The following is a 24600-nucleotide window of genomic DNA, read 5'->3' as shown; positions in this document are numbered from 1 at the left end:
TCTCGCAATTCTACAAATATTCGGAAACCGCTAATTTACTGCGTAAATTGCTAATTCCTCATATTTGTTTGGGCCATAAAGTCAAAATGCTTAACATGCCAGCATGTACGCATTTATGACTTTTGGCACCTATATCATTATAATGTTTCTGCAGTTTCTATGAGGATAAAAAAGCGTCAGGACTTAAGTTTTTCGCTTGGTCCCGGCGCTTTTTTGATGCCTATTTAGATTGCATTCTTAGTCTGGCTGATCATTTCATAAGAGATAAAGCCTTGAGGAAGAACTTTACAATCCGTTTGTCTCTTCCTGAGAGGCGGTGGTAGTAGTAGATAAGCTCTCTGTCTTCGATGGTGACCCACTTGGCCAGTCTGTCCTTGGACATGTCGGCACACTCCGACAAAAAGCTATTGTAAATAGCATCGGAGTCCTGCTGGATATCCTCGTCCTTTTCCACGACTTCCGCTGAGTTGAACTTCACGGAGTCTTCGCCGTCTTTTTCCATAGACAGCCTTATGAGCTGCTCCAGAGATACGTGGAAGATGGAGGACATCTTGTAGAGTGCATCCGCCGGCGGTGTCAGTCTACCGTTCTCATAATGTGAATAGGTGCCTCTTGTGATTCCAAGCTGCCTTGCAACCTCGTCCTGCTTAAGGCCCTGATTGTCTCTGAGCATTCTTAAATATTTTGCTAATGGGGTGTCTTTCATCATTTCTCCTCCTAGATACGTTAGATATCATTTCGAACCGAGATGTATAAATAATATCGCAAACGAAGCGAAAAATATCGAAATGATATAATAAATAGCGCAAACACTAAATAAGATATCATAAGCAGACCTAGGTTTAACTTATTTCTAAAACAATTCACAGAATATTCAGAATATATACACATTTAATCAGCAATAAACTGAAAATTATCTCGCTGAAAAATGTGCGTCATATATGTTTCTTTTTACTGCGATTGATAGTATAATGCTTGTGCTTATCAATACTTTGTAATGAAAGGTAAATGAAAAAAGTAAAGGGAAAAGGTATGAAAAAAAGGATTTTAGCTATTCTTGCGGCAATCACCATTGCCGGAAGCTGCATTGGTGTTGGGAGCACAGGATATGCTGCTGAGTCAGACTACTTCGAGGGGCCCCAGGATGTGATACTTGACTCTGAGACTTGCGAGATCGAGGTCACTATCGAAGATTCAGAAGAAGGCAGCAGTGCTGAAGGGGACAGTGAGGGAGAGGCTGCATCAGATCCGGATCAGGATATTATCACAGAAGAAATTGAAGACAATGAAGATAATGCCGATGCCGACAGCAGTGAAGATGCCGGTGACAGCAGTGAGGCTGCAGGCACAGAAGATGACCCGGTGGTTTCTGAGGGAAGCTCTGCAGATGAAGGAAGTTCTGTAGATGAAGGCATCTTCGCAGTTGAGGGAAGCTCCGCAGATGAAACAGAAGATGAAGCTGCAGAGGACGTAATATTAGAGGAAACAGATGAAGCTTCTTTTGGAGAATCTGTAGAAGCTACTGATGTATCCGAGAATAGTACGTATGCATTTGTTAAGGTAACTGCCGGACAAAAGGGAAAGTGGATCAATATAAAAGGAAAATGGACCTACGAAAACGCTGACGGCCGTTCCGCAGATGATGACGGAAAAGCACTTGATAACAATGTGGCTCATATCGGTGATGAGTACTATTATTTCAAGGGCCGCTACATGACTACCGGCTTCGTGTATTTTGACCATTATGGAAGAGCTGTATCCAAAAGCAAGGCAAACTATGCAGTGTACTGCGACAAGACCACCGGCGCTATACAGAAGGGCTTTTTCATAGTAGGCGATAATAGCTATCTTGCGATCAAGAATGAGAAGGGCTACGGAATCATAAGGTTTGACAGGATTGTAACCGATGAAGAGAGTGCTAACGCTTCGTATTATCTTGATAAAGATGGAGCGATTGTTAAAGATAAGTTCTTTTCCTATGAAGGCAGTAAATACCGCGCAGGAGCAGATGGTAAGCTCCTTACAGACGGTACCTATCTTATAGATGGCAAATTCTACAACTTTGACAGCGAGGGAAGACTTGTAACCACCGGCATGAGATCGGGATACTACTACATAAATGCTGATAACGTAAGAGCTCAGGCATATATAAGGGCCAAGGAACCCAAGAATCCTGCAGCGGGATACAGCTACTATACGGATTCTGAATGTAAGAAAGTACTTACTAACACCTGGTTGTACAGCGCCGGAGGAAGCAAAGTTTATTACCTAGATAAGGTTGGTAAAGCGGCGACCGGAATTGTAAAAGCCGGCGAAGAAACGATTCTTTTTGATAAGAATACAGCAAGAATCAACGCAGTTACCGGCGTATACAAGGAAGGAAGCAAGTACTACTACGTAATTAAAGGTATTGTGGTTACAACTCCCGGTTTCTACAAAATCGATTCATTTGTATATTATTATGTGACCGGAACCTCGGGTGAGCTGGCAACAGGTTTTAAAACCATTAAGACAGAGAAATATCCTGCCGGAAAGAAATACCATTTTCAAGAAGCGGGTAGTTACCGTGTGGCGCAGCTGGATTACTATCGTGCTGAAGTAAATGGTAAGTTATATCACATCAATCAGAAAAACTATAACGAAAAGTATCCTTTTGGACCTGAAGACTATTTTGTATGTAGCTACAAGGAATGCAAGGAGCAGCAAAAAGCTGATGAGCGCTTCATTTCGGCAGACACTGAGTTTAATTCCGACGGCTCATATTTTACCGGTTGGAAGACCATTAAGCGCCAAAAATATTACTACTATCAGGGACATAAAGCAGAGGCCGGATCGATATACAGAACCACAAAAGGCAAGCCTTATGTAATGGATATAGATGGTAAATTGTATCTGATGGCACCTGAGGGGTATCAGATGTCCGGCTGGTACAGGATTAAAAAATCCGAGAAGATACCTGTATATCCTTTTGACAGAACATCGCCCTGGCAGATGTCTGAAGATTTTTATATGTACTTCTCTGAAACTGACGGAAAGGCTGCAGTAGGCTTTAAGGCCGTTCCGGCGCCTACTCTTGATGAGAGCGGAAATATCGCCCTTGATAAAGACGGAAATGTGATTGTTTCAGGTGAAAAGAAGAGACTTCTTTTTGCAACTAAGGCTGATGATAACTATATGAAGGGCGCTCTTGTCAGAAATGCAAGCTATGTGCTTAGCGGGAGAAAATATTTGCTTGATGGTGCAGGCTGTGTCTATAAGCTGCCTGAAGGTCCTGCTAAGAAGGACGGGGGCACCGTATACCAGAAGGCTGACGGTAGCTATAAAACCGGGGCAATTGATGGCTGCTATTATGATCCTGCCACAGGCTACATGCTGACAAATGTCTTTAGAAAGACCGGGAAAAAATGGTACTACTACGGCGCTGATGGCAAGCAGAGCAGTGGCTCTTTGCAGGTGACACTGGGCAGTGGAAGAAAAGCTTTTGCCGTATTTAATAAAGATGGCAGTATCAAGAACTTCGTTGACAAAGATGGAGCCAAGATCAAAGACGTATACTTTATATTTAATTCTTCTGCTTACTTCATTGGTTCCAAGGGTACTCTTTTAACAGGGCGTATTGAGCTTGCTTATTTCAAAAACGGAGATTCCACAATTGTCTATGTGGAGAATGACGGCAAGACTGACTTCCAGGTTCCGAGCATCGGAAGTGATGCTGCAATGATCAAGGATGGGAAAAAGATCTATGTCATCAGTGAGGGTCAGATTGTAACAGATGATTCCAAAGAATACAGAGTTGTTGATTATTCAAGACTTCCGGAGGCTGACAGATATGCAATGGACAGATACCGTGAGGAGTTTATGAACAACTCTTATAAGTATATTCCTGTTCATGTAGGTGCGGACGGCTCTGTATCAGCGAAGACAACCAACTATTATGGCAGAACTCTTCATCTTAATAGCTATGGCATTCCTCTGGAGTATATGTGCGCCTTCAGAAAATCGGGCAAGAACTGGTATGTTAATGATGTAGACTGCGCCGGAACGGCAAGTCTTGACCTGGTTATATCCAATCCGAATACATTAGAGAGCTCGTACCGTACTGCCAAAGTTTCCTGGGATCATAACGGCAAAATGAGCGAGATCGTTGATGCAAGTACCGGCAAGGCAATAAGCGGTTATGTAACTATTCAGGAAATTAATATCGGAAAAGATACAAGAAGCGTTAATTACAATATGAAGCTTAAAAAAGGATATCCTTACACCGGTTCCGTATCAGTATCTACAAAGGCACTGGCTACGCGATATGGGGTAAAGAATCTCAAGATCAAATATACTTTTGATCCCGACACCGGACTTCTGGATGCTGCAGCAGCAAACAGGGAGATGGAAAGATTGGGAATTGATCTGTAATAACAGAAGGCGTCAGACTTATGGTCCGGCGCTTTCTTTTTTGGCCTAAGGAGAGTTATTATCTCGTCGTTAGTCCTCTGAAATGCTATAATTAACGGGAGACTAGGAAAGCGGGGAAAGGTATGAAATTACTACATTTGGGGGATCTTCATCTGGGAAGATCACTGGGGGAATTTGATCTGATACGGGATCAGGAATATATACTGGATCAGGTGCTGGATATTATTAGAAGCAGGGAGATTGACGCTGTGCTCATCGCGGGGGATGTCTATGACAAGGCAATTCCTTCGGAGGGAGCTGTCAATCTGCTTGATGAATTTATTAAAAAGCTCTCGGACGCTAAGGTACAGACCTACATCATCAGCGGCAATCACGACTCTGATGACAGGCTTAATTTCGGTAGCAGTCTGTTCGAAGACAAGGGCATTTATATCTCATCCCGTTTTGACGGGAAGATGCGTAAATATGTGACATCAGATGAAATGGGAGAGGTGAATATTTACCTCCTTCCTTTCGTTAAGGCGTCGCAGGTTAAGCATTTTTACCCTGATGAGAAGATCGAGACCTATGAGGATGCTGTCAGGGTTATCATAGATAATTCGGGGGTGGACTATTCTTCCAGAAATGTGCTGGTGGCCCATCAGTTTGTGGCAGGTAACGAGGATCCACAGGTTGCGGGCTCTGAAGCTGTGGGCGTTCAGAACGTGGGTCTTGTGGAGAAGATCGGCTACAGTGTTATGGAGCAGTTTGACTACGCAGCTCTCGGCCATATTCATTCTCCCCAGAGGATCGGCGCTGACCACATCAGGTACAGCGGATCCCCTCTTAAATATTCCCTTTCGGAAGTTAATAATGACAAGTCGGTTCCTGTTATCACTTTGGGCAAAAAAGGCAGTGCCCATATCGAACTGGTGCCTCTTAAGCCTATGCGCGATCTGCGTCATATAAGAGGAACGAGAAAGCAGCTCCTTGACAGGGCAAATGTGACGGATACTGAGGACTTCATCTATGTCACTCTTACTGAGGAGGACATTGTGAATGATGCCATCGGCATTTTCCGTGCGACTTATCCAAATACCATCAAGCTGGACTACGACAACAGCCGCACCAGGGAAATGGAGCAGGTGGACCTTGGGACTGCCGCTCCCGACAGGAAGTTCTCGGAGCTTATCTCGGATTTCTACAGTCAGGTCTTTGGCTGCGATATCACGGACAGCGAGAGGCAGGTAATGATGGAGGTTGCTCTGGAAGCGGGAGCCATTGAGGAGTCTGAGTATCTGCAGTACGAGGAGGAGTTCGGACAGGGAAAGGAGATGGACGAAGATGAAACCAATTAAGCTTGTTATCAGTGCCTTCGGTCCCTATCCGGGCAAGATTAAGGACATTGAGTTTGGACAGTTTGAGGAAAAAGGGCTTTTTCTGATATCGGGAGATACAGGTGCGGGAAAGACCACTCTTTTTGATGCAATCTGCTTTGCGCTCTACGGGGATACCAGCGGTCATTACAGGGGAACGGGGAACCTAAGGAGTGAGTATGCGGCGCCGGAGACGGAGAGCTATGTGGACTTTTACTTTACTCATCAGGGGCATAATGTTCACGTTCTTAGAAAGCCTGAGTATGAGAGACCCAAGCTTCGCGGCAGCGGAACTATGACAGTGAAGGAGACGGCTGTTCTGTATATCGACGACCAGGCGCCGATTGAGGGAATCACGCCGGTTAACAATGCGGTTAAGGAGCTCCTTAGGATAGACAAGGATCAGTTCAAGCAGATCGCTATGATCGCCCAGGGTGAGTTCTGGGAGCTATTAAATGCCAAGACGGATAAGAGGACGGAGATACTTAGGACGATATTTAATACCGATGGGTATAAGAATATTGAGTTCAGGCTCAGAGAGCGGATGAACGACGGGTATAAAAAGAAGGAGAATCTGGAGCGCAGTGTCTTGCAGTACTTTGCGGAGGTGGAGGCGCCGATGGAGTGCGAGGATGAGCTTGGCGATGGGGCTGATGAGATACTAGGGAGTGATATGGCAGCAGATGAGGCAGGTGCTGTGCTTGATGAGGATGGTGATGCCGAGGGTGCTATGGCTGGAAAAGTAATAGGTGACTCAGAGTATGATAGCGATGATGAGCTACTAGGGAGTGATGAGGCAGCAGCTGAAGATAGTGTGAGTGCGCTGACTGAGGAGCTCTATGAATTAAAGAGGAAGGCTGCTGACAGTAAGAGCGCCTGGAATATAGATGAACTAATTGGAATAATTGAGCGAATCGTTGCTGTGGATAAGAAGACCTATGACAGGATGGCAGCGGAGCTTAAGAAGGCGGAGAAGGAGCTGGATGCAAGGAAGGCTGAGCTGGCCAAGGCTGAGCTTAATAATAATGCGCTGAAGACGCTGGATAAGCTGGAAGCAGAGAAGCAGCAACTTGAGGAACTGGGACCTGAGATGGAGGAACTGAAAGGCCTTATCCTGCAGCAGAAGAATGCCAGCTACAAGGTAATGCCTGTCCTTGAGAATCTGGAGAAGGCTGTTAAGAGCCATGAGGAGCTGGAGAGGGCCATTGAGAAGAACAAGGAGGCTCTTGCACAGGCAAATAAGAAAGTGGAGACTACAGCGGATAAGCTTGCCAAGGCCAAGGAGCGTAAGTCACTTGGGCAGAAGGCCAAGACCGAGGCTGACAAGATAAGCGGTGAAGAGGAGAGCTACGTTAAGAGGGATGAGACTCTTAAGGCTCTTAAGATCTTCACGGAGGAAGAGGCTGAGCTTAAGGAAGAGCTGGCGGGTATCGCCAAGGAAGAGGAAGAGAATAAGAAGCGGATCGCTTCCTGTCAAGATACAGTTAAGGAGTTGAAGGACAGCCCGGAGAGGCTGATTAAGGCCCGCGTAGCGGGCGATAAGCTCGCAGAGCTTAAGAAGGAGGCCGACGAGATACTGGAGACTTCTGCGCCAAGGCTGAAGGCTCTGGAGCAGAGCCTTTCAGACAAGCAGGAGGCGTTCCTGGAGGCCAGGAAAGAGCACGAGAGCGCCCTGGAGCGGCGGCTCGTGCTGGAGAGGACCCTGGAGAACTGCAGGGCGGGGCTTCTTGCCCGGGATCTTAAGGAGGGGGAGAAGTGCCCCGTCTGCGGCTCCAGGGTCCACCCTGAGCCTGCGCCACTTCCGAAGGAGTCGGTGACCGAGGACGAGCTGGAGCAGGCTCGGGCGCTCGAGCAAGCGCTGTCGGAGACGCGCAGCGCCGCCATGGGCGGCGCCGAGAGCGCCAAGGCAAGCCTCTTTGCCTTTTCAGAACAGCTCCAAAAACGTATATCTACGTTTTTGCGCAAATTGGGGTCAGACCCCACTTTTTTGGAGGGGGATGAAAGGTGCTTGGATGCTGAAAAGGTGGGTGCGGAAAATTGTGTCCATTTTGTGAAAGTGGAAAAAATGCGTAAACGTATTATTGATAAGATTGCGGAAAATAGTGAAATAACGGCGGAACTTGTCGGGGATGAGAAGGCGTACAAGGAGGCGGCGCAGAAGCTGGAGAGGCTTCTGGGAGCGGAGGCACAGGCTCTTACGGCAAGGAAAGAGAAGGCCATGGCTCTTAGGCAGGAGAAGGCTGCGGGAATTGCGGCGGCGAAGGCGACGCTGGAGGGGCTTAAGAAGCTGAGCTTTTTAACCTGGAAGGAAGCCAAGAAGGAGAGAGATGACAAGGTCGCTCTCTATGAGGATATCATGGCATCCATCGACAAGGCCCTCAAGGAGAAGAACGAAGCGGACAAGACAGCTGCGGCAGCTGCTGCGGAGATCAAGACCAGAGAGGCTGCTTTCGAGAAGGAAGAAAAGCTTATAGCTAAGCTCGAGAAAGAGCTGCAGGAAGTCCTTATGAAATATGGCTTTGAGGGCACCGATGAGATGAAGGAGTATGCTGCCGGCGACAGGACCATTAAGAGCGAGGAAAAGAAGCTCTCTGACTACGAGAAAGCCTTCTCCACCAATGAGACGAGACTAGCCCAGGCCAGAAAGGATGCGGCGAAGCTGGAATATGTGGACATCACAGAAGAAAGCGCCGCCGTACGAGCAAGAGATAAGGAAGTAAAGGCCCTTGGAGAGACGAGGAGCAAGCTCTTTTTCAGCATCGAGAGTAACCTTGGTAGAAAGAAGAATATCGAGTCCGGCAGACAGGACCTTCTTGATGCCACTGAGAAATACAACACCTCAAGAAGGCTCTACGACCTGGTAAGAGGAAACACCGGCAACGGCAAGATCACGCTGGAGCAGTATATTCAGGCAGCAGGGTTTGATCGTATCATTCACGCCGCCAACAGAAGGCTCCTTCCTATGAGCGAGGATCAGTACCTGCTGTACCGCCGAGAGGACAGCCTTGGGAAAAAGAGTAATACCTTCCTCGACCTTGAGGTTCTGGATAACTACACAGGACGCAGAAGACCTGTCGGAAACCTGTCCGGCGGCGAGAGCTTCAAGGCATCACTAAGTCTTGCGCTTGGCCTTTCCGATACAGTGTCCTCAAGTATGGGCGGCGTTCAGATGGATGCACTGTTTATCGATGAGGGCTTCGGAACGCTGGATAAAAAATCTATCGACAGTGCCATGGAGATACTGCTTGGGCTATCCAACAGTCATAAGCTTGTGGGAATCATAAGTCACCGCGAGGAGCTTATGGAGAATATTCCGCAGCAGATCCGCGTCACCAAATCCCGCGACGGCAGCAGCATCTCCATCGACACTGGGGTGTGAGTAGGAAACAGCAATCTTGTAAGTGTGAACATTTTTCGAACTTTGGGTGAAATGATTAAATATCACTTTAATACTTTGCGGCGATAAAGTATAATGTTGGCTAAATGGGGAATTTGCGCAGGGGGAAGCGCGGATTTCAGAATCAGGATTTGAAATAATTTTGGGGAAAGGAACAAAAGATACATGAGTGAACAGACAGTAAGAATTCAGGACGATCTCTTCATGGCTGTCAACGGAGAGTGGCTTGGAACCGCCGTTATTCCCGAGGACAGGCCTACAATAGGAGGCTTTGCCGATCTGGAGGTTGATGTTGAGAAGACTTTGATGGAGGACTTTGCAGCTTTTGCTGAGGGAAAGAAAACAACAGATATCCCTGAGATGAAGTACGCAGTTTCTCTTTATAAGAAGATATTGGATGTTAAGAGAAGAACAGAAGAGGGAATAACACCGGTTCTTCCGATACTTGAGAAGATTAAGAATATTAAGAACGTGGATGAGCTTAACGCTGTTACAGGTGAGCTTATTTTGGAGGAGTTTCCGCTTCCTGTGAACATGGGTGTTATGCCTGATATGAAGGATGCTACCAAAAACCAGTTTATTGTTGCCGGTCCATCCATTATTCTTCCTGACACAGAGTATTACAAAGAGGATAATGAGGCAGGAAAGCAGCTTCTTGCCGTGTACACGGATATGGCTGAGAAGGTCCTTAAATACACACCTTTGACAGAGGAGGAGCAGAAGACCTTCCTTCAGGATACCCTTTCTTATGATGCGCTCATTGCCAAAAAGGTTAAGAGTGCTCTTGAGTGGTCAGATCTGGCAGCCTGCTATAATCCTATGGATACGGAAGAAGTGGCAGCCATGCTTACACCTTTTGATATTAAAAAAGTGCTGACTTGCCTGTATGGTGACAAGGCTCCGGAGAGAATCAATGTGGTTGATCCCAGGGCCATCAGAGAGATGGATGGTTACTTTAATGAGGAGAACTTTGAGATGTATGTCCACTGGGCATATGTGAATACTCTCATAAACGCCACTGCCTGTCTTTCACCTGAACTAAAGACCCTAGGAAATACTTATAAAAGAGCACTTAGTGGAATTGCTGCTGATCCTGAGCTTGAAAAAGAGGCCTATCAGGTAGCATCTGCCATGTACTCAGAGCCCGTGGGTGTGTACTACGGCAGAACTTATTTCGGTGAAGAGGCTAAAAAGGATGTTATCGACATCGTAAAAAAGATCATCGAAACCTACAAGCTCAGAATACAGAGAAATACATTCCTTTCCGAAGCCACCAAGGAGCAGGCCATAAAAAAGCTCTCCGCAATGGAGATAAAAATGGCTTACCCCGATGAGATCAAGCCGGTATGGTCAAAGCTTACATTTGATGAAGAGGATTCATATTTTGAGGCTATGAGGAAAATCCTGATGGCTCGTACAAAGAATGAACTTGAGAAGGCATTAAAGCCGGTGGATCGTACAGAATGGTCCATGCCGGGACACGAGGTAAATGCCTGCTACAGACCCTTAAACAACGACTTAACCTTCCTGGCAGGAATTCTTCAGAAGCCTTTTTACAGCATTGACCAGGGAATGAGTGCAAATCTTGGCGGTATCGGCGCGGTAATAGGTCATGAGATCTCACATTCCTTCGACACCAACGGAGCCAACTTCGATGAGCTCGGTAACCTCAGGAACTGGTGGCAGGAAGAGGACTTTGCGGCTTTCAAAGAAAAGGCTGCGGATATGACAGCGCAGTTTGACGGAATTCCTTTCCACGGTGGCAAGGTAAGCGGAGAGCTCACAGTCAGCGAGAATATCGCAGATAACGGCGGAATGGGCGTAACTCTTGAGATCATGCATACACTTGAAAATGCAGATTTCCGGGAGTACTTCAAGAGCTGGGGAAGAATATGGTGCAGAAAGGCCAATGAGGAGTACATTCAGCTTCTGCTTGCCAGCGATAAGCATTCTCCTAATGAGCTTCGTGCCAATATGCAGCCAAGGAACTTCCCTGAATGGTATGAGGCCTTTGGAGTAACGGAAAAGGATGAGATGTATATTGCGCCGGAGAAGAGAATTAGCATCTGGTAATTGATTAGGCGGACGGTTGACTCGCAACCGTCCCCTTGTCATCAGCAGTTTAGTAAACTATAATAGACAGAGCATTGCGCTAAAGTGGTAAATCAAAAAGTTTTATTTACATAGGAGGAAATCAGATGAGTACAAGAATCGGAATACTTGGTTACGGTAACCTTGGCAAAGGCGTTGAGCTTGCAGTCAAGGAAGCTCCCGACATGGAACTGGCAGCAGTTTTCACTAGAAGGGATCCCTCATCACTTAAGATACAGACAGCAGGAGTTCCCGTTGTTTCAGTTAACGACGTTGCAGATTGGAAGGACAAGATCGACGTTATGATCCTGTGCGGCGGAAGTGCCACAGATCTTCCGGTTCAGACCCCGGAGTATGCTAAGCTCTTCAACGTAGTAGACAGCTTTGATACCCACGCAAGAATCCCTGAGCATTTTGCAAATGTTGATGCAGCAGCAAAAGAGGCCGGCAAGATCGCAGTTATCTCCTGCGGTTGGGATCCGGGAATGTTCTCTCTTGCAAGAGTTTACTCAAATGCTATCCTTCCTGACGGAAATGACTACACTTTCTGGGGCAAGGGCGTATCCCAGGGACATTCAGATGCCATCAGAAGAGTTAAGGGTGTCAAGAATGCCAAGCAGTACACTGTTCCCGTAGAGAGCGCTCTTGAGGCAGTAAGAAGCGGCAAGAACCCTGAGCTTTCCACAAGAGACAAGCACACAAGAGAGTGCTTCGTAGTCCTTGAAGAAGGCGCAGATGCAGCTGCAGTGGAAAAAGAGATCAAGGAGATGCCCAACTATTTTGCTGATTATGACACAACCGTTCACTTTATCAGCGAAGAGGAGCTTCTTACAAATCACAGCGGAATGGCTCACGGCGGCTTCGTATTCAGAAGCGGCAAGACCGGCGCTAACAAGGAGCACAATCACATCATCGAGTACAGCCTTAAGCTTGATTCCAACCCTGAGTTCACCACCAGTGTTCTTGTAGCAGTTGCAAGAGCTGCTTTCAGAATGGAAAAAGAGGGCATGACAGGCTGCAAGACTATCCTCGACATCCCTCCGGCATATCTTTCAGACAAGAGCGGTGAGGAACTTAGAGCACACCTTCTCTGATCATATAATACGGCAAAAAGAAAATCTAAAAAGAAAAAGGAAACATAAAATGGAAAACAAGAGGATTGGCACAAAATGCGTGCAGGCCGGCTATCGTCCCGGCAACGGTGAACCAAGACAGGTTCCCATTGTACAGTCTACAACCTTTAAATATGATACCAGCGAGGATATGGGCAAGCTCTTTGATCTGGAGGCTTCAGGCTACTTCTACACAAGACTTCAGAACCCCACCAACGACCATGTAGCTGCCAAGATCGCAGCACTTGAGGGGGGATGCGCAGCAATGCTCACTTCATCAGGACAGGCAGCTAACTTTTTTGCCCTGTTCAATATTTGTGAGTGCGGAAGCCATATCGTAGCTTCTTCCTCAATCTACGGCGGAACCTTCAACCTCATCGCCGTAACCATGGCTAAGATGGGCATCGAGGTAACCTTCGTATCTCCGGATGCCAGCGAAGAGGAGCTGAACGCTGCATTCAAGGACAACACAAGAGCAATGTTCGGTGAGACAATCGCCAACCCTGCCCTTACAGTTCTTGATATCGAGAAGTTCGCCAAGGTAGCACATGCTCATGGCGTTCCTCTTGTAGTTGACAACACCTTCCCCACACCTGTTAACTGCAGACCTATCGAGTGGGGCGCAGATATCGTAACTCATTCAACAACAAAATACATGGACGGCCACGGAGCAGCTGTAGGCGGTGCTATCGTTGATTCCGGTAAATTCGACTGGATGGCACACGCAGACAAGTTCCCCGGACTTACAACTCCCGATGAATCCTATCACGGCATCGTTTATGCTGAGAAGTTCGGAAAAGAAGGCGCTTTCATCACCAAGTGTACCTCACAGCTTATGAGAGACTTTGGCTGTATCCAGTCACCTCAGAACGCATTTATTCTGAACCTTGGTCTTGAGTCCCTCCATGTTCGTATGCCCAAGCACGTTGAGAACGGCCTTGCTGTAGCACAGTTCCTTGAAAAGCAGCCTCAGGTTAAAAAGGTTAACTATCCCGGCCTTGAGTCTGACAAGTATCACGAGCTGGCAAAGAAGTATCTTCCAAACGGCGGCTGCGGAGTTGTATCCTTCGAGCTTGAGGGCGGAAGAGCAGCTGCAGAGAGCTTCATGAAAAAACTTAAGGTATTTGCCATCGAGACCCATGTTGCAGATGCAAGAAGCTGTTGCCTGAATCCCGCTACTTCTACCCACAGACAGCTCACAGATGAGCAGCTGGAGGCAGCAGGAATCCCGGCAGGACTTGTGAGAATTTCTTGTGGATTGGAAGATAAGGAAGATCTTATTGAAGATATCAAGAATGCACTTAATTAAGATCTCTATGCATTGGCTGTTATAGTTTATCGTCATACGGCCGGCGCAATTTATGGTTTTGCTTGGAGAGCGCATCCCATTCCGCTGTTATAGTTATTACGTATAAGAGATATGATAAGCCTTTTGGTTTGATTTTTTTGATGATAACGATGGTGTGATCATAGGTGACACATTATTTGCAAAAAAATTAATTGCGCCGGCCGCATGATGAAGACTTCGCTGGATATAATCTACATCGAAGCCATAACTTTCAAGCAGTCGTGCGCAATTTATTTCATTATTGTTATCATCAAATATTATTCATAATGATATTCCTAAGTTTCCTCGTCAGCGTCCCTGTTCCATAATCAAACATCTGCGTCATCATAATGAACGTCAGGTTATTGCTCGGATCATTCATAAAGTATGCTCCCAGCCAGCCGTCCCAGCCGTATTCACCCTTATTTCCCACAAGCACGGATCTCTCGGGATCCTTCATAACACGCATAAGGTTGCCGTAGGAGAAGCCTTCAAGGCCCTGCCACATATCCATGTCAGCCTGCTGATGGGCTTCCAGCTTGCCGTTTGTAAAATACTGAACCATTCTGGGCTTAAGTATCTCCTGGCCCTTGTAGGTGCCGCCATTAAGGAGCATCTGACCGAACTTGGCGTAGTCATCAAGGGTTGAGTAGAGGCCTGCGCCGCCGGATTCAAAGGCATTTTCCTTGCCGTCGCTTCTGACACCAAGGCGGTTGCCGTGGAACTCACGGAGCTCTCCGCCAACATTTTTGTAGATCTTGGACATTCGAGGGAGCTTGTCCTCGGGCACCTGGAAAAAAGTATCCTTCATCTCCAGGGGCTTGAAAAGCCTTGCCTGCAGGAATTCTCCAAAGCTCATTCCAGATGCTTTCTCGATAACAGCGCCAAGGACATCAGCGCTGGTTCCATATCTGAAGTGGGTTCCCGGAATAAAGAGAAGCGGAATCTTGCCAAGCTCTGTGGCAAATTCCATGGTGCTCATCATTCCTTTGGAAGGGTCCGGAGTCTTGGACAGTGAGAATCCCAGATTATCTGCATCCAGATAGTCGTTAGCATCCTCTGTGGTATCGCAGTCCTTGAACCTTTTAATCATATCGTGGAAAAGATAACCCGTCTTAACCTCAGTCTGGGAGAGGTTTCCAGGATAGGTAAGGCCCGAGGTCATGTTCAAAAGATCGTGGATCCTCATGGCATTCTCAGCGGGAACAGGCTTAACTACGCCGTTCTCCACATAGAGCTGATTCCTGAAGCTGTCTATAAAATCACCAACGGGCTGTCCCATGTCGATAATTCCGTCCTGAACCAGCATCATAGCAGCTGCAGCGGTAATGGGCTTGGTCTGGGAATAGAGATGGCAGATGGTACTGCGCTCCATTGCCTTACCTGCCGCAATATCACAGTGGCCGCTCTTGGCAAAAACAAGTTCCTTGCCGTCCTTGATGGCAAGAGCAGAAACACCGGCTACTTCCTTATTCTCAACAGCCTTGTCCATGGCTTCCTGCATTAGTGTCAGCATGGTTTTCATGTAAAATCCTCCTTACTGTCTTGCGTATGTAGGGATGACCTTAAGCTTGTGCAGATTGATGTCGTGTAAATGGTCAATACGTTTCTTTAATTCTTCGTCTTCACAGACGCCGGTCTTGATGTACTTATCAAGGGCGTCATAGGTAAATCCAAGCTTGTCCTCATCAGACATTCCCGACAGTCCGTCGGAGGGAGTCTTGTGGATAAGCTCTGTAGGGAGATCCAGGGCATCGCCGATGGCTCTCATCTCGGTTACGCAGTAATTAGCACAGGGGCTGAAGTCCCCGGCTGCATCGCCGTACTTGGTTGAATAGCCCACATAATCCTCGGAGGCGTTGCAGGTATTGGCAACACGGCCTCCCATGGGAAGAGACTGGGCAATTGCGTACAGTGTAGTCATACGGATACGGGGCGGAGTGTTGATGACAGCGTCCTTACCAAGCTCCACGCCTGCATCTCCAAGGCATTTCTTCATCCCTTCGGTAGCTGCGGAAATATTTACCACATAGCTCTTGATGCCGAGAATCTCAGCAACTTTTTTGGAATCAGCGATGTCCTTCTGCTCGCCGTCGGGCATCAGAACACCCACAACTCTGTCTTTGCCAAGGGCCTTAACAAGGAGGGCACCAACTATGGTTGAGTCCTTGCCTCCCGACAGGCCAATAACGGCGCTGGCCTTTGGACCGTTGTTTTCAAACCAGTCCCTGATCCAGGCTACGATATTTTCTATTTCTTTTTCTGCATTAAAATCTTTAAGAATCTCACTCATTTTCGCACCTCACAATCAGGCTTCGTGCTCCATACGCCAGTCGATACATCTCTGAAGATACTCTACATATGCGGGGTTCTTGCACATTCCCTTGCCGGCAACATCTGAGATCTTGGCAACATCCTGTCCGTTGCAGGCTGTGGTCTTCATAACGATGTTGAGGGCAGGAACCTTGGTGTCGTTGGCAATGTAGGTTCCGATTCCGAAGGCAACTCTTGCCTTGCCGCTAAAGTGAGCAAAGATCTTGCTGGCTCTCTCGAAATCAAGGCTGTCACTAAAGAGCAGTGTCTTGGTCTTAGGATCAATGCCAAGGCTCTCGTAGTGCCCTATCATCTTCTCGCCCCATTCGATCGGGTCTCCTGAGTCATGTCTTACACCTGAGAAAAGAGTTGAGTAGGTCAGCTGGAAGTCTCTAAGGAAGCAGTCTGTTGTGATGGCATCCGTAAGAGCGGTTCCGTTCAGGACTCCGTACTCTTTTACCCATGCATCAAGAGCGTACCAGTTGGAGTAGGCGGGATTGTGCTTGTGGTTACCCTGACCTACGCACATGATCCACTCGTGGGCCATGGTTCCTACGGGAGTTACGCCGCATTTTTTGGCAAGATATACGTTGGAGGTTCCAACGAACTTGGAGCTGCCAAGGTCGGAGTCGCGAAGTCTCATAACCGCCAGCTCCTGAGCCTGAGCGGAGAGTCTTCTGCGAAGGCCGAACTCACTGAAGGCTCCGATGTTGTAGGTTCCTTCGGTAAGGAGCTTAATCTTCTCATCCAGCTTCTCCTCGAAGGAAGCATACAGCTCCTTGTAATCATAATTCATTCTGAAGTAAACTTCGTTTACAATTGCCAGTGTGGGAATCTCGTACATTGAGGTGTTGAGCCAGGTTCCGTTGGTCTCGATGGAAAGGCCGCACTCAGCGTCGGTGCTGATGGTGAAGTCTTCGTAGCGAGGGTGCCACAGGCGAAGGAAGTCAACGTAGGATTTCTTGATCCATTTGATATTTGCAAGGTAAGTCAGCTCGTCCTCATTGAAATGAAGGTCGCAGTAAGCGTAGATCTGACGCTTGATCTCATCCACCATCTCGGGAGTGAAGTGCACGTCCTTGTTTCTGCACTTGAAGGACCAGGTTGTGGTGTAGTCAGGGAAGTGGTGATAGATAGCCTGACCCATTGAGAACTTGTACAAATCAGTCTCTAAGAGGCTGGAGATGATGAGGTCCATATTGAATTCTGACTCGGGGATGTCGAGTTTGCCGTTTTTGCGAAGATAGCTCTTGAAAAAGTCGTTGATGTCATCGGAGTGGATGGCGGGACTCTTTCTGATCTCTGTGCCGGAAGCCTTGATGATCTCACGGTCTACCAGGGTAAACTTGTGAGTAGGATAGATAACACTTAATTTGTCGATATAGGACTGCTCGCCGGTGTACCAGTTGTACTCTGCATCGTCGGGCTTTCTTTTGGCCTGGGAAAAGAGCTCGTTACCCCACAGAACCCAGTTGTCATGAGTGAAGGTTCCGTCAAGTCCAAGCTTCTTGTCATCTATCTGAACTACAATGACGTTGTCTTTTTCAGCGAACATCTCCTGTACAAGTCCGTAGCGGGATTCAAAATCCAGGAAATCTCTGCCTCTGTCGGCTCTGTAGCCGCATACGCCTATGATCATTTTGTCGTTCTCATCCAGTGCTCTTTTGATGAGGGATTCGTGTCCCTTATGCATGGGGATGAAACAACCGAAAACAATACCGATTTTTTCCATAATTCGCCTCCTTGAGGTTATAAATTTATCTTCACTATTATATGCTTTTCTAGTAGTATAGACAATTGAAGATAAATGTTTCGGAAGGAAAAAATGTATTTTTATGTCTAAGGCAAGTTCAAGAAGAGATTATATGACCAAAACCCCAGTGCCAAAGCTGATACTGTCCCTGTCGGTGCCGACCATCATCAGTATGATGGTTACGGCTATCTACAACACGGCGGACACATTCTTCGTGGCAAGGGTATCGGACAGATATGAGATAAATACTGCAGCTACGGCGGCGGTGGGACTGGTTTTCACAGTTATGGCGATTATTCAGGCCTTTGGCTTTTTCTTTGGCCACGGCTCAGGTAATTACCTGTCCAGAATGCTGGGCGCCGGCAATCACAAGGAGGCGGACGAGATGGCTTCCACGGGCTTTGCAATGGCTCTTATCGTGGGAGTGTTCTTCGCCGTGATGGGAAATGTTTTTATCGAACCCATAGTTAATTTCCTAGGGGCAACGCCTACAACAATGCAGTTTACCAAGGACTACATGAGGATCATCCTGATAGGCGCACCCTTTATGATGGCTCAGTTCGTTATAAACAATCAGCTAAGGTTCCAGGGAAGCGCTGTCTATGCCATGATCGGCCTTATGTGCGGCGCGGTGATGAACATGGCGCTGGATCCGCTTCTCATCCTTGTGTTTCATATGGAGGTCAAGGGTGCGGCCATTGCCACGGTTATGGGACAGATTACCAGCTTCATCGTGCTCCTTGTGGGAACCAGCAAGGGCGAGAATATCAAGCTCAGTATCAAAAATGTGCATATCAACGGGCACTATATTGTTGAGATCATCAACGGCGGTGCGCCCTCACTGTTTCGTCAGGGTCTGGCTGCAATATCAACGCTTCTTCTTAACAGGACTGCGGGAGCAATCGGCGCAGATGCTGCGATCGCAGGAATGTCTGTTTCAGGCAGGATCATGATGATGATGGCTTCGGCCCTTATCGGTTTCGGTCAGGGCTATCAGCCGGTTTGCTCCTTTAACTACGGCGCAGGGCTTACAGCAAGGGTAAAAGAGGGCTTTAGCTTCTGCGTTAAGTATTCGACTGTTTTTCTGATAATCATAGGAGCGGTGTGCTTTGGTTTTGCAGGCAATATCATCGCTTTCTTTACCAAGGATCCTGCTGCGGTGGAGGTAGGAACTGCCGCTCTTCGCTTCATGTCGGGGACACTGCCCCTGTCAGGAGCAATTGTTATCAGCAATATGATGCTGCAGTCAATTGGTAAGGGTATCAAGGCATCGATCACTGCATCGGCAAGAAACGGCTTCTGTTTCATCCCTATGATTCTGATACTGCCGCAGTTATTCGGAATTATGGGCGTTGAGATGGCCCAGGCTACGGCAGATGTGTTGTCACTGTTTATTGCGGTGCCGATGGCATATTCGGAATTAAAGAAGTTCTGACGGTGAAGCTTTTTGATCATAATGAGGATAATCTATGTTTAATGAGAAAACCTGGGATCTGCTTATTAGTTCTTTTCCCAAAATACTGGAATATGGCCTTAAGGTGTCCCTGCCCCTTGCCATGATAGCCTTCATACTGTCCACGATCCTGGCGGTGTTTGTGGCCATGGCGCAGTTTGCAAAGGTGCCTGTGGTCAAGGAAATCTGCAGATTCTACATATGGATAATTAGAGGAACGCCGCTGCTGGTTCAGCTGATGGTGGCCTTCTACGGACTGCCGCTTCTGGGGATCCATTCCAATCCCTTCCTGATGGCGGTGATCGTTTTTACAATAAATGAGGGTGCCTACAGCGCTGAGACTATGCGTGCTGCCATGGAGGCGGTGCCCATCGGTCAGCTGGAGGCGGGCTACTGCGTGGGACTTAGCTATATGCAGATCATGTGGCATATCATTCTGCCCCAGGCCTTCAGGACCGCTTTTCCATCGCTCTTTAATGCTCTTATCAGCATGGTGAAGGATACGTCTCTGGCTTCCAGCATTACGGTTGTTGAGATGTTCACCAGGACCAAGCAGATCGCAGGCCAGTCCTACAACTATTTTCCGCTGTACATCGAGGTGGCACTTATCTACCTTATCTTCTGCACGGTTCTCACCTTTATTCAGAAAAAGGGCGAGAAGGTGCTTGGAAGCTACGGCGTCAGAAAGTAAGGAGGTGAGAGCATGGCATTACTTGAAATAACGGATGTTCATAAGACCTTTGGGGACAGACAGGTCCTTAAGGGAGTCAATCTTACGGTAAATAAAGGGGACGTGGTCTCAATCCTCGGGGCTTCCGGTTCGGGAAAGACAACGCTTCTTCGCTGCATAAATTTTCTTGAATATGCTGATATCGGGCATATGGTCTTTGACGGCAAAGACTACGAGCTTGACGATGAGTCCGGCGCTCATATCGCAGCTATCAGGAAAAAGACAGGATTTGTATTCCAGAATTACAACCTTTTTGCCAACAAAAATGTCCTTGAGAACGTGACTCTGGGACTTACCGCAGGAAGAAAGATCCATAGGAAAGAGGCGGAGAAAAAGGCACGGGAGGTGCTCGCCAAGGTTGGAATGAGCGAGTATGAGGAGTATTATCCAAGCCAGCTCTCGGGAGGACAGCAACAGAGAGTGGCTATTGCAAGGGCGCTGGCCACAGATCCTGAGGTTATCTATTTCGATGAGCCAACTTCGGCGCTGGATCCGCAGCTTACGGGCGAGGTGCTGCAGGTCATGAGGCAGCTGGCAGCAGAGGGCATGACGATGATCGTGGTGACTCATGAGCTGTCTTTTGCCAGAGAGGTTTCGAGCCATGTGGTATTCATGGCTGACGGCGTGGTGGTTGAGGAAGGAAGTCCTTCACAGTTGTTCGAGAATCCAAGAGAAGATAAGACCAAAGAGTTCCTGAAGGTGGTTGGCTGAGGCTTGTTTGGGTTCATATAAGTGCGGCAGCTACAAAAAATGACAGGTACATAACAAAAATCGAGTTGACACGACCTTAAGTAAGCATATAGAATACGATTGTGCACAATTCAACCGGCGAAATATTACAGGAGAGAGGGGTAACAATTATGAAAAAGAAAATGTCTTTATTTCTGATTGCGGCACTGGCAGGCACATTACTTGCAGGATGTGGGGACAAGGGGACGACGGATACCACTGTTGTTGAAGGTGATGATACCGCCACAGCTACAGGAGAGGATCACCTGTCCAGGATCAAGACTGCAGGTAAGATAACAATAGCAACTGAGGGAGTATGGTCTCCCTTTACATATCATGATCCTGACACCGATGAACTGGTGGGCTTTGATGTTGAGGTGGCAGCAGCCATCGCAGAAAAGCTCGGGGTTGAGGCGGACTTCAAGGAGGTTCCCTTCGACGGAGGACTGACAGGCGTATCCACAGGAACCTTCGATATGATGGCCAACGGCGTTGATGTTACAGAGGATAGGAAGGGCACTTATGATTTTACCGATCCTTATGCCTATGATCATGCGGTGGTTATCACACTGGCAACTAGCGAGAAGATCACATCCTTTGAGGATCTTGCAGGTCTTACAACCGCCAACTCCGCAGGTTCAACCTATGAGGCTATGGGCAAGGAGTATGGAGCTACGGTATCCAACGTGGACACCCTGGGCGAGACCATGACACTGGTTCTCAACGGAACCGTGGACGCAACCATCAATGCCAACACTTCAGCTCAGGATTATTTCAAATCCACCGGAACAACCGAGCTTAAGGTTGCAGCCATCGATCCCGAAGTTACCAATTATGCGATTCCGCTTGCCAAGGGCAATGATAATGATACCCTGCGAGAGGCCATCAACAAGGCTATTGCAGAGCTTCGCCAGGAGGGCAAGCTCTCAGAGATTTCTATTAAATACTTTGGAGCTGATATAACTAAAGAATAAGCGAGTGAAAAGGGGACAGTCCCCATCAACAAACTGTGAACAACATAGTCTTCCGTTTATCTACGAAGTTCACAATTTGTTAATTGGGACTGTCCCCTCTTTTCGGTTCGGTTTTTTCTACTTCTGTAACATCCTGGGACAGATATGTCTCCTGGGAATTCTCAACTGTTTCGCTGGCAGTGGCTGCCGCGTATTCTTCCGTTGGTGCCTGTGAAGTTTCTGTAGCAGCTGCCGGTTGTGTTTCTTCAGCGGCAACAGGGGCAGGTACTTCTGCAACTTGCTGGGGTACGGCCGGTTCAGGTGATGTGGTCTGAACTTCCTCCACTGTAGCTTCTTCAGTAGCGGCAGCAGTAGCGACGATGGCTTCTTCGCTGCTTGCCATATTTGCTGCAATTTCCTCCGATACTGTCTTGAGTCCGTTCTTGAGCTCGGGGTTCTTGCCGCACAGGACTATGATCACGCAGATAAGGACCAACAGTCCGATGATAAAATACATTATCTTTGACAGAGCCTTCATTTCCACCTCTCCTTTCATCCGTGAACGTAAGGGTGACAACTCTACATATTTTTTCAACTATATTTTATCAGTCAATTATAAATCCCTTATTAAGGAAATCTTAGAAATTAACGAAAATAACTTAATAAACCTTTAATTTGTTAACGTAATGACGTTATATTAAAATAGGAACATAAGTGAGGATTTTGCTTATGGTTAAACAGGCAAAGGACAAAGGACCGATAATTGCGTTTGCCACAGGGATAATACTTGTGACAACTGTGATTATTGCGGTCTTTTATTCTTTGTACAACGTTTCCAGACAAAATATGATAAACCTGTGGAACAACAATGCCATTCAGATGTTCCGGGACGTGGAGTTCTATCTTGATACTCCAAGGGATGCGGTTATTTTTGCCTCCGAACAGGTGGAGCATATGATAGATAACAGACAATCCAATGAGGAGATTCAGGCTTTCCTTCAGGAAGAGTCCGAGGTTTTTACCTCTGTTGTGGATAGCAACAACAGGGGAGTATACGGCTACATCAGAGGAGAATATCTGGATGGGGCTGACTGGGATCCGCCTGCAGATTTTTCTCCTTCCAAGCGCCCCTGGTATACCGAGGCCAAGGCAGCGGGAGGCGAGATCACTTTTGTTAAGCCCTATCATAATCTACAGCAGAATAACATGGTTCTGTCTGTCAGCAAGCTCCTTGACGACGGACAGAGCGTTATTTCCATGGATATATCCCTGGATGGAATTCAGGAACTTCAGGCATCACAACAGGAGGCCAACAAGGTTGATGCCACTATGATCGTGGATAAGAGCGGCATGATCGTGTCTCATTCAAATGAAACCAAGGTTGGTAAAAATGTTTTTCTGAATGCAGCGGATGAATATGATAAAAGGCTTATTTCCTCAGTTCTCAATCATGAGGAAGAGGTGTTTACCATCAACGGCAGAAACGGAAGAGAGATTGTTTTTTGCCGCCAGCTGAACAAGAGCTGGTATTCTGTGCTGGTTCTCAGTGAAAAAGAGGTGCTTGGAAATATCAAGTATATATTTGTCATATCGGCAGTTGTGCTTGCGCTGCTTCTAATTGTTTTTACCGTTATTATCAGTGTTTATCTCAGAAAACATAGGGAAGCCGGGGAGCTTCACGGCGAGATTGGCGCCATTGCAGATGTATACTCCACGATGGAGATAATGGATCTTAAGAAGGGAAGCGTTAAGTCCATAAGAAATAAGCTCATAAAAGAAGGTGTCTTTGCGGAGGGTAATAACAAAATCGTAGCGACCAAGGAAGAAATAGCAGAGCTTATTGCTGCTGAGGTTTCCAAACCTCTTCTTGAGCAGTTCATGGACCTTGAGACTCTGCCTGAAAGGATCAGAGGCCTGAATAACATATCCCATGAATTCCTGGACCGGGAAGGCAAATGGGTTCGAATGCATTTCATTGTAGTAAGCAGGGATAGTAACGATAACCCGGAAAAGATAATCTTGGCTATTGAGTCAATTGATGAGGACAGAAAGAGACAGGAGATGTTCAAGCGCATGTCCGAGACCGATAAGCTCACGAACATCCTTAACAGAAGCGGCGGAGAGAGCCGTATATATGAGCTCATGCATGATGGTATCTGCGGAATGGTATTTCTGTTTGACGCAGACCATTTTAAATATGTCAACGACACCTATGGTCATGACATGGGCGATAAGGTGATCATAACACTTGCCCATACCCTCAGGGATAACTTCAGGGATTCCGATGTTGTGTTCAGAATGGGCGGCGATGAATTTGTGGCCTATGCAGCCGGTGCTAACAGTAATGAGCTGGGAAAAATAGTGATGGACAGACTCTTTGCCAATCTGGACAAGGTGTCCATAGAAGGTATGACTGACTGGAAACTTCAGGTCAGCGCCGGGGCGGCAATTTGCAGCGACCCCGAGCACGAATCTTTTTCTGATATTCTGCAGAGAGCGGATAAAGCTATGTATGAGAGTAAGCAGCATGAAGGAAATTACATTACCTTCGCTGACTCCTCGTCCCTGCGGGCATGAATGCGAGTGACAGCCCAGGTTGTGTAGATGATGGCAACAACCATAAGAATAATCTCAAATGCTACAAGGAACAGTCCTATAGATTGCATGATTCCGAGATCGTAATTAACGGCATCCATTCCGTAGATCAGCTCTGAATTGTTGAAGCCTGCGTAGGTGCCGTTGTAGTAATGACTTACGAGCTTAAAAACAAATTTGGCAATCGGTGCGATGACGATGAGCCAGACGGCGATGATTGATGTGATCAGGGGTTTTTTGTTGGTATTTTCCATGTTATTTTGTCCTGTGTTCTTCTAAGTAATCTAAGAATTCTTGATATTTTTCAGCTACTTTAAGTGGACTTACCTTTTTCACTACTTGACTAGTGCCAATTGAAGGATCATCCAATGCCTGTTTATAC

Annotated in this window: 17 protein-coding genes and 1 pseudogene; 11 read left to right on the top strand and 7 right to left on the bottom strand. The window is 47.2% G+C overall.

Annotation, left to right across the window (positions count from 1 at the left end; translation table 11 throughout):
* Nucleotides 1–250: 250 nt before the first annotated feature.
* The gene (locus tag NXH67_RS16165) at nucleotides 251–709 is read right to left on the bottom strand and encodes a helix-turn-helix domain-containing protein (protein WP_272798047.1); all 459 of its coding nucleotides are present in this window, start codon (nucleotides 707–709) and stop codon (nucleotides 251–253) included.
* Nucleotides 710–1032: 323 nt separating this feature from the next.
* Between NXH67_RS16165 and NXH67_RS16160 the strand changes: the two genes are divergently transcribed.
* From NXH67_RS16160 to NXH67_RS16135, 6 genes are all read left to right on the top strand, one after another.
* On the top strand, nucleotides 1033–4410 hold the full coding sequence (locus NXH67_RS16160) for a hypothetical protein (RefSeq protein WP_272798046.1): 3378 nt from the start codon (nucleotides 1033–1035) through the stop codon (nucleotides 4408–4410).
* Between the two features lie 122 nt (nucleotides 4411–4532).
* Nucleotides 4533–5747: an exonuclease SbcCD subunit D gene (locus NXH67_RS16155; RefSeq protein WP_272798045.1), complete on the top strand. Its 1215-nt coding sequence runs from the start codon at nucleotides 4533–4535 to the stop codon at nucleotides 5745–5747.
* On the top strand, nucleotides 5734–9144 hold the full coding sequence (locus tag NXH67_RS16150) for an AAA family ATPase (protein WP_272798044.1): 3411 nt from the start codon (nucleotides 5734–5736) through the stop codon (nucleotides 9142–9144). Before NXH67_RS16155 ends, NXH67_RS16150 begins: the two co-directional genes overlap by 14 nt.
* A 183-nt stretch (nucleotides 9145–9327) precedes the next feature.
* Nucleotides 9328–11235 (top strand): M13-type metalloendopeptidase, encoded by a 1908-nt coding sequence (locus NXH67_RS16145; RefSeq protein WP_272798043.1) that lies wholly within the window; start codon nucleotides 9328–9330, stop codon nucleotides 11233–11235.
* Nucleotides 11236–11360: 125 nt separating this feature from the next.
* Nucleotides 11361–12347 carry a diaminopimelate dehydrogenase gene (locus tag NXH67_RS16140; protein ID WP_272798042.1) on the top strand — a complete coding sequence of 329 codons (987 nt, stop codon included), beginning with the start codon at nucleotides 11361–11363 and terminating at the stop codon, nucleotides 12345–12347.
* Between the two features lie 49 nt (nucleotides 12348–12396).
* Nucleotides 12397–13674, top strand: coding sequence for an O-acetylhomoserine aminocarboxypropyltransferase/cysteine synthase family protein (locus NXH67_RS16135; protein ID WP_272798041.1), 1278 nt, complete (start codon nucleotides 12397–12399; stop codon nucleotides 13672–13674).
* 289 nt (nucleotides 13675–13963) lie between these two features.
* On the opposite strand, the gene NXH67_RS16130 is transcribed toward NXH67_RS16135, so the two are convergent.
* From NXH67_RS16130 to NXH67_RS18405, 4 genes and pseudogenes are all read right to left on the bottom strand, one after another.
* Entirely contained in the window at nucleotides 13964–15217 is a 1254-nt protein-coding gene (locus NXH67_RS16130; RefSeq protein ID WP_272798040.1) for a serine hydrolase domain-containing protein, read from the bottom strand.
* Between the two features lie 12 nt (nucleotides 15218–15229).
* The gene (nadE, locus tag NXH67_RS16125) at nucleotides 15230–15985 is read right to left on the bottom strand and encodes an NAD(+) synthase (RefSeq protein WP_272798039.1); all 756 of its coding nucleotides are present in this window, start codon (nucleotides 15983–15985) and stop codon (nucleotides 15230–15232) included.
* A 15-nt stretch (nucleotides 15986–16000) separates the two neighbouring features.
* A complete protein-coding gene (pncB, locus tag NXH67_RS16120) occupies nucleotides 16001–17203 on the bottom strand; it encodes a nicotinate phosphoribosyltransferase (protein WP_272798056.1) in 1203 nt (400 codons plus the stop codon).
* Nucleotides 17204–17308: 105 nt separating this feature from the next.
* Nucleotides 17309–17737 (bottom strand): annotated as a pseudogene (locus NXH67_RS18405) (adenylyltransferase/cytidyltransferase family protein); the annotation flags it as partial.
* A 103-nt stretch (nucleotides 17738–17840) separates the two neighbouring features.
* On the opposite strand from NXH67_RS18405, the gene NXH67_RS16110 reads away from it, so the two are divergent.
* From NXH67_RS16110 to NXH67_RS16095, 4 genes are all read left to right on the top strand, one after another.
* The gene (locus NXH67_RS16110; RefSeq protein ID WP_272798038.1) at nucleotides 17841–19193 is read left to right on the top strand and encodes an MATE family efflux transporter; all 1353 of its coding nucleotides are present in this window, start codon (nucleotides 17841–17843) and stop codon (nucleotides 19191–19193) included.
* 34 nt (nucleotides 19194–19227) lie between these two features.
* On the top strand, nucleotides 19228–19902 hold the full coding sequence (locus tag NXH67_RS16105; RefSeq protein WP_022779576.1) for an amino acid ABC transporter permease: 675 nt from the start codon (nucleotides 19228–19230) through the stop codon (nucleotides 19900–19902).
* A gap of 12 nt (nucleotides 19903–19914) precedes the next feature.
* Complete coding sequence (locus NXH67_RS16100; RefSeq protein WP_022779577.1) at nucleotides 19915–20652, top strand: amino acid ABC transporter ATP-binding protein; 738 nt, start codon at nucleotides 19915–19917, stop codon at nucleotides 20650–20652.
* A 149-nt stretch (nucleotides 20653–20801) separates the two neighbouring features.
* Nucleotides 20802–21644, top strand: coding sequence for a transporter substrate-binding domain-containing protein (locus NXH67_RS16095; protein ID WP_272798037.1), 843 nt, complete (start codon nucleotides 20802–20804; stop codon nucleotides 21642–21644).
* Nucleotides 21645–21723: 79 nt separating this feature from the next.
* On the opposite strand, the gene NXH67_RS16090 is transcribed toward NXH67_RS16095, so the two are convergent.
* On the bottom strand, nucleotides 21724–22161 hold the full coding sequence (locus NXH67_RS16090) for a hypothetical protein (protein WP_272798036.1): 438 nt from the start codon (nucleotides 22159–22161) through the stop codon (nucleotides 21724–21726).
* Between the two features lie 191 nt (nucleotides 22162–22352).
* Here NXH67_RS16090 and NXH67_RS16085 point away from each other — a divergent pair, with 191 nt between their 5' ends.
* On the top strand, nucleotides 22353–24200 hold the full coding sequence (locus NXH67_RS16085) for a sensor domain-containing diguanylate cyclase (RefSeq protein WP_272798035.1): 1848 nt from the start codon (nucleotides 22353–22355) through the stop codon (nucleotides 24198–24200).
* On the opposite strand, the gene NXH67_RS16080 is transcribed toward NXH67_RS16085, so the two are convergent.
* On the bottom strand, nucleotides 24161–24472 hold the full coding sequence (locus NXH67_RS16080; protein WP_272798034.1) for a hypothetical protein: 312 nt from the start codon (nucleotides 24470–24472) through the stop codon (nucleotides 24161–24163). The genes NXH67_RS16085 and NXH67_RS16080 overlap by 40 nt on opposite strands.
* Between the last annotated feature and the right edge of the window lie 128 nt (nucleotides 24473–24600).

The sequence above is a fragment of the Butyrivibrio sp. DSM 10294 genome, from assembly GCF_028539135.1.
In the GTDB taxonomy this organism is placed as follows: Bacteria; Bacillota; Clostridia; order Lachnospirales; family Lachnospiraceae; genus Butyrivibrio.
This window is presented reverse-complemented; position numbering and strand designations above follow the sequence as displayed.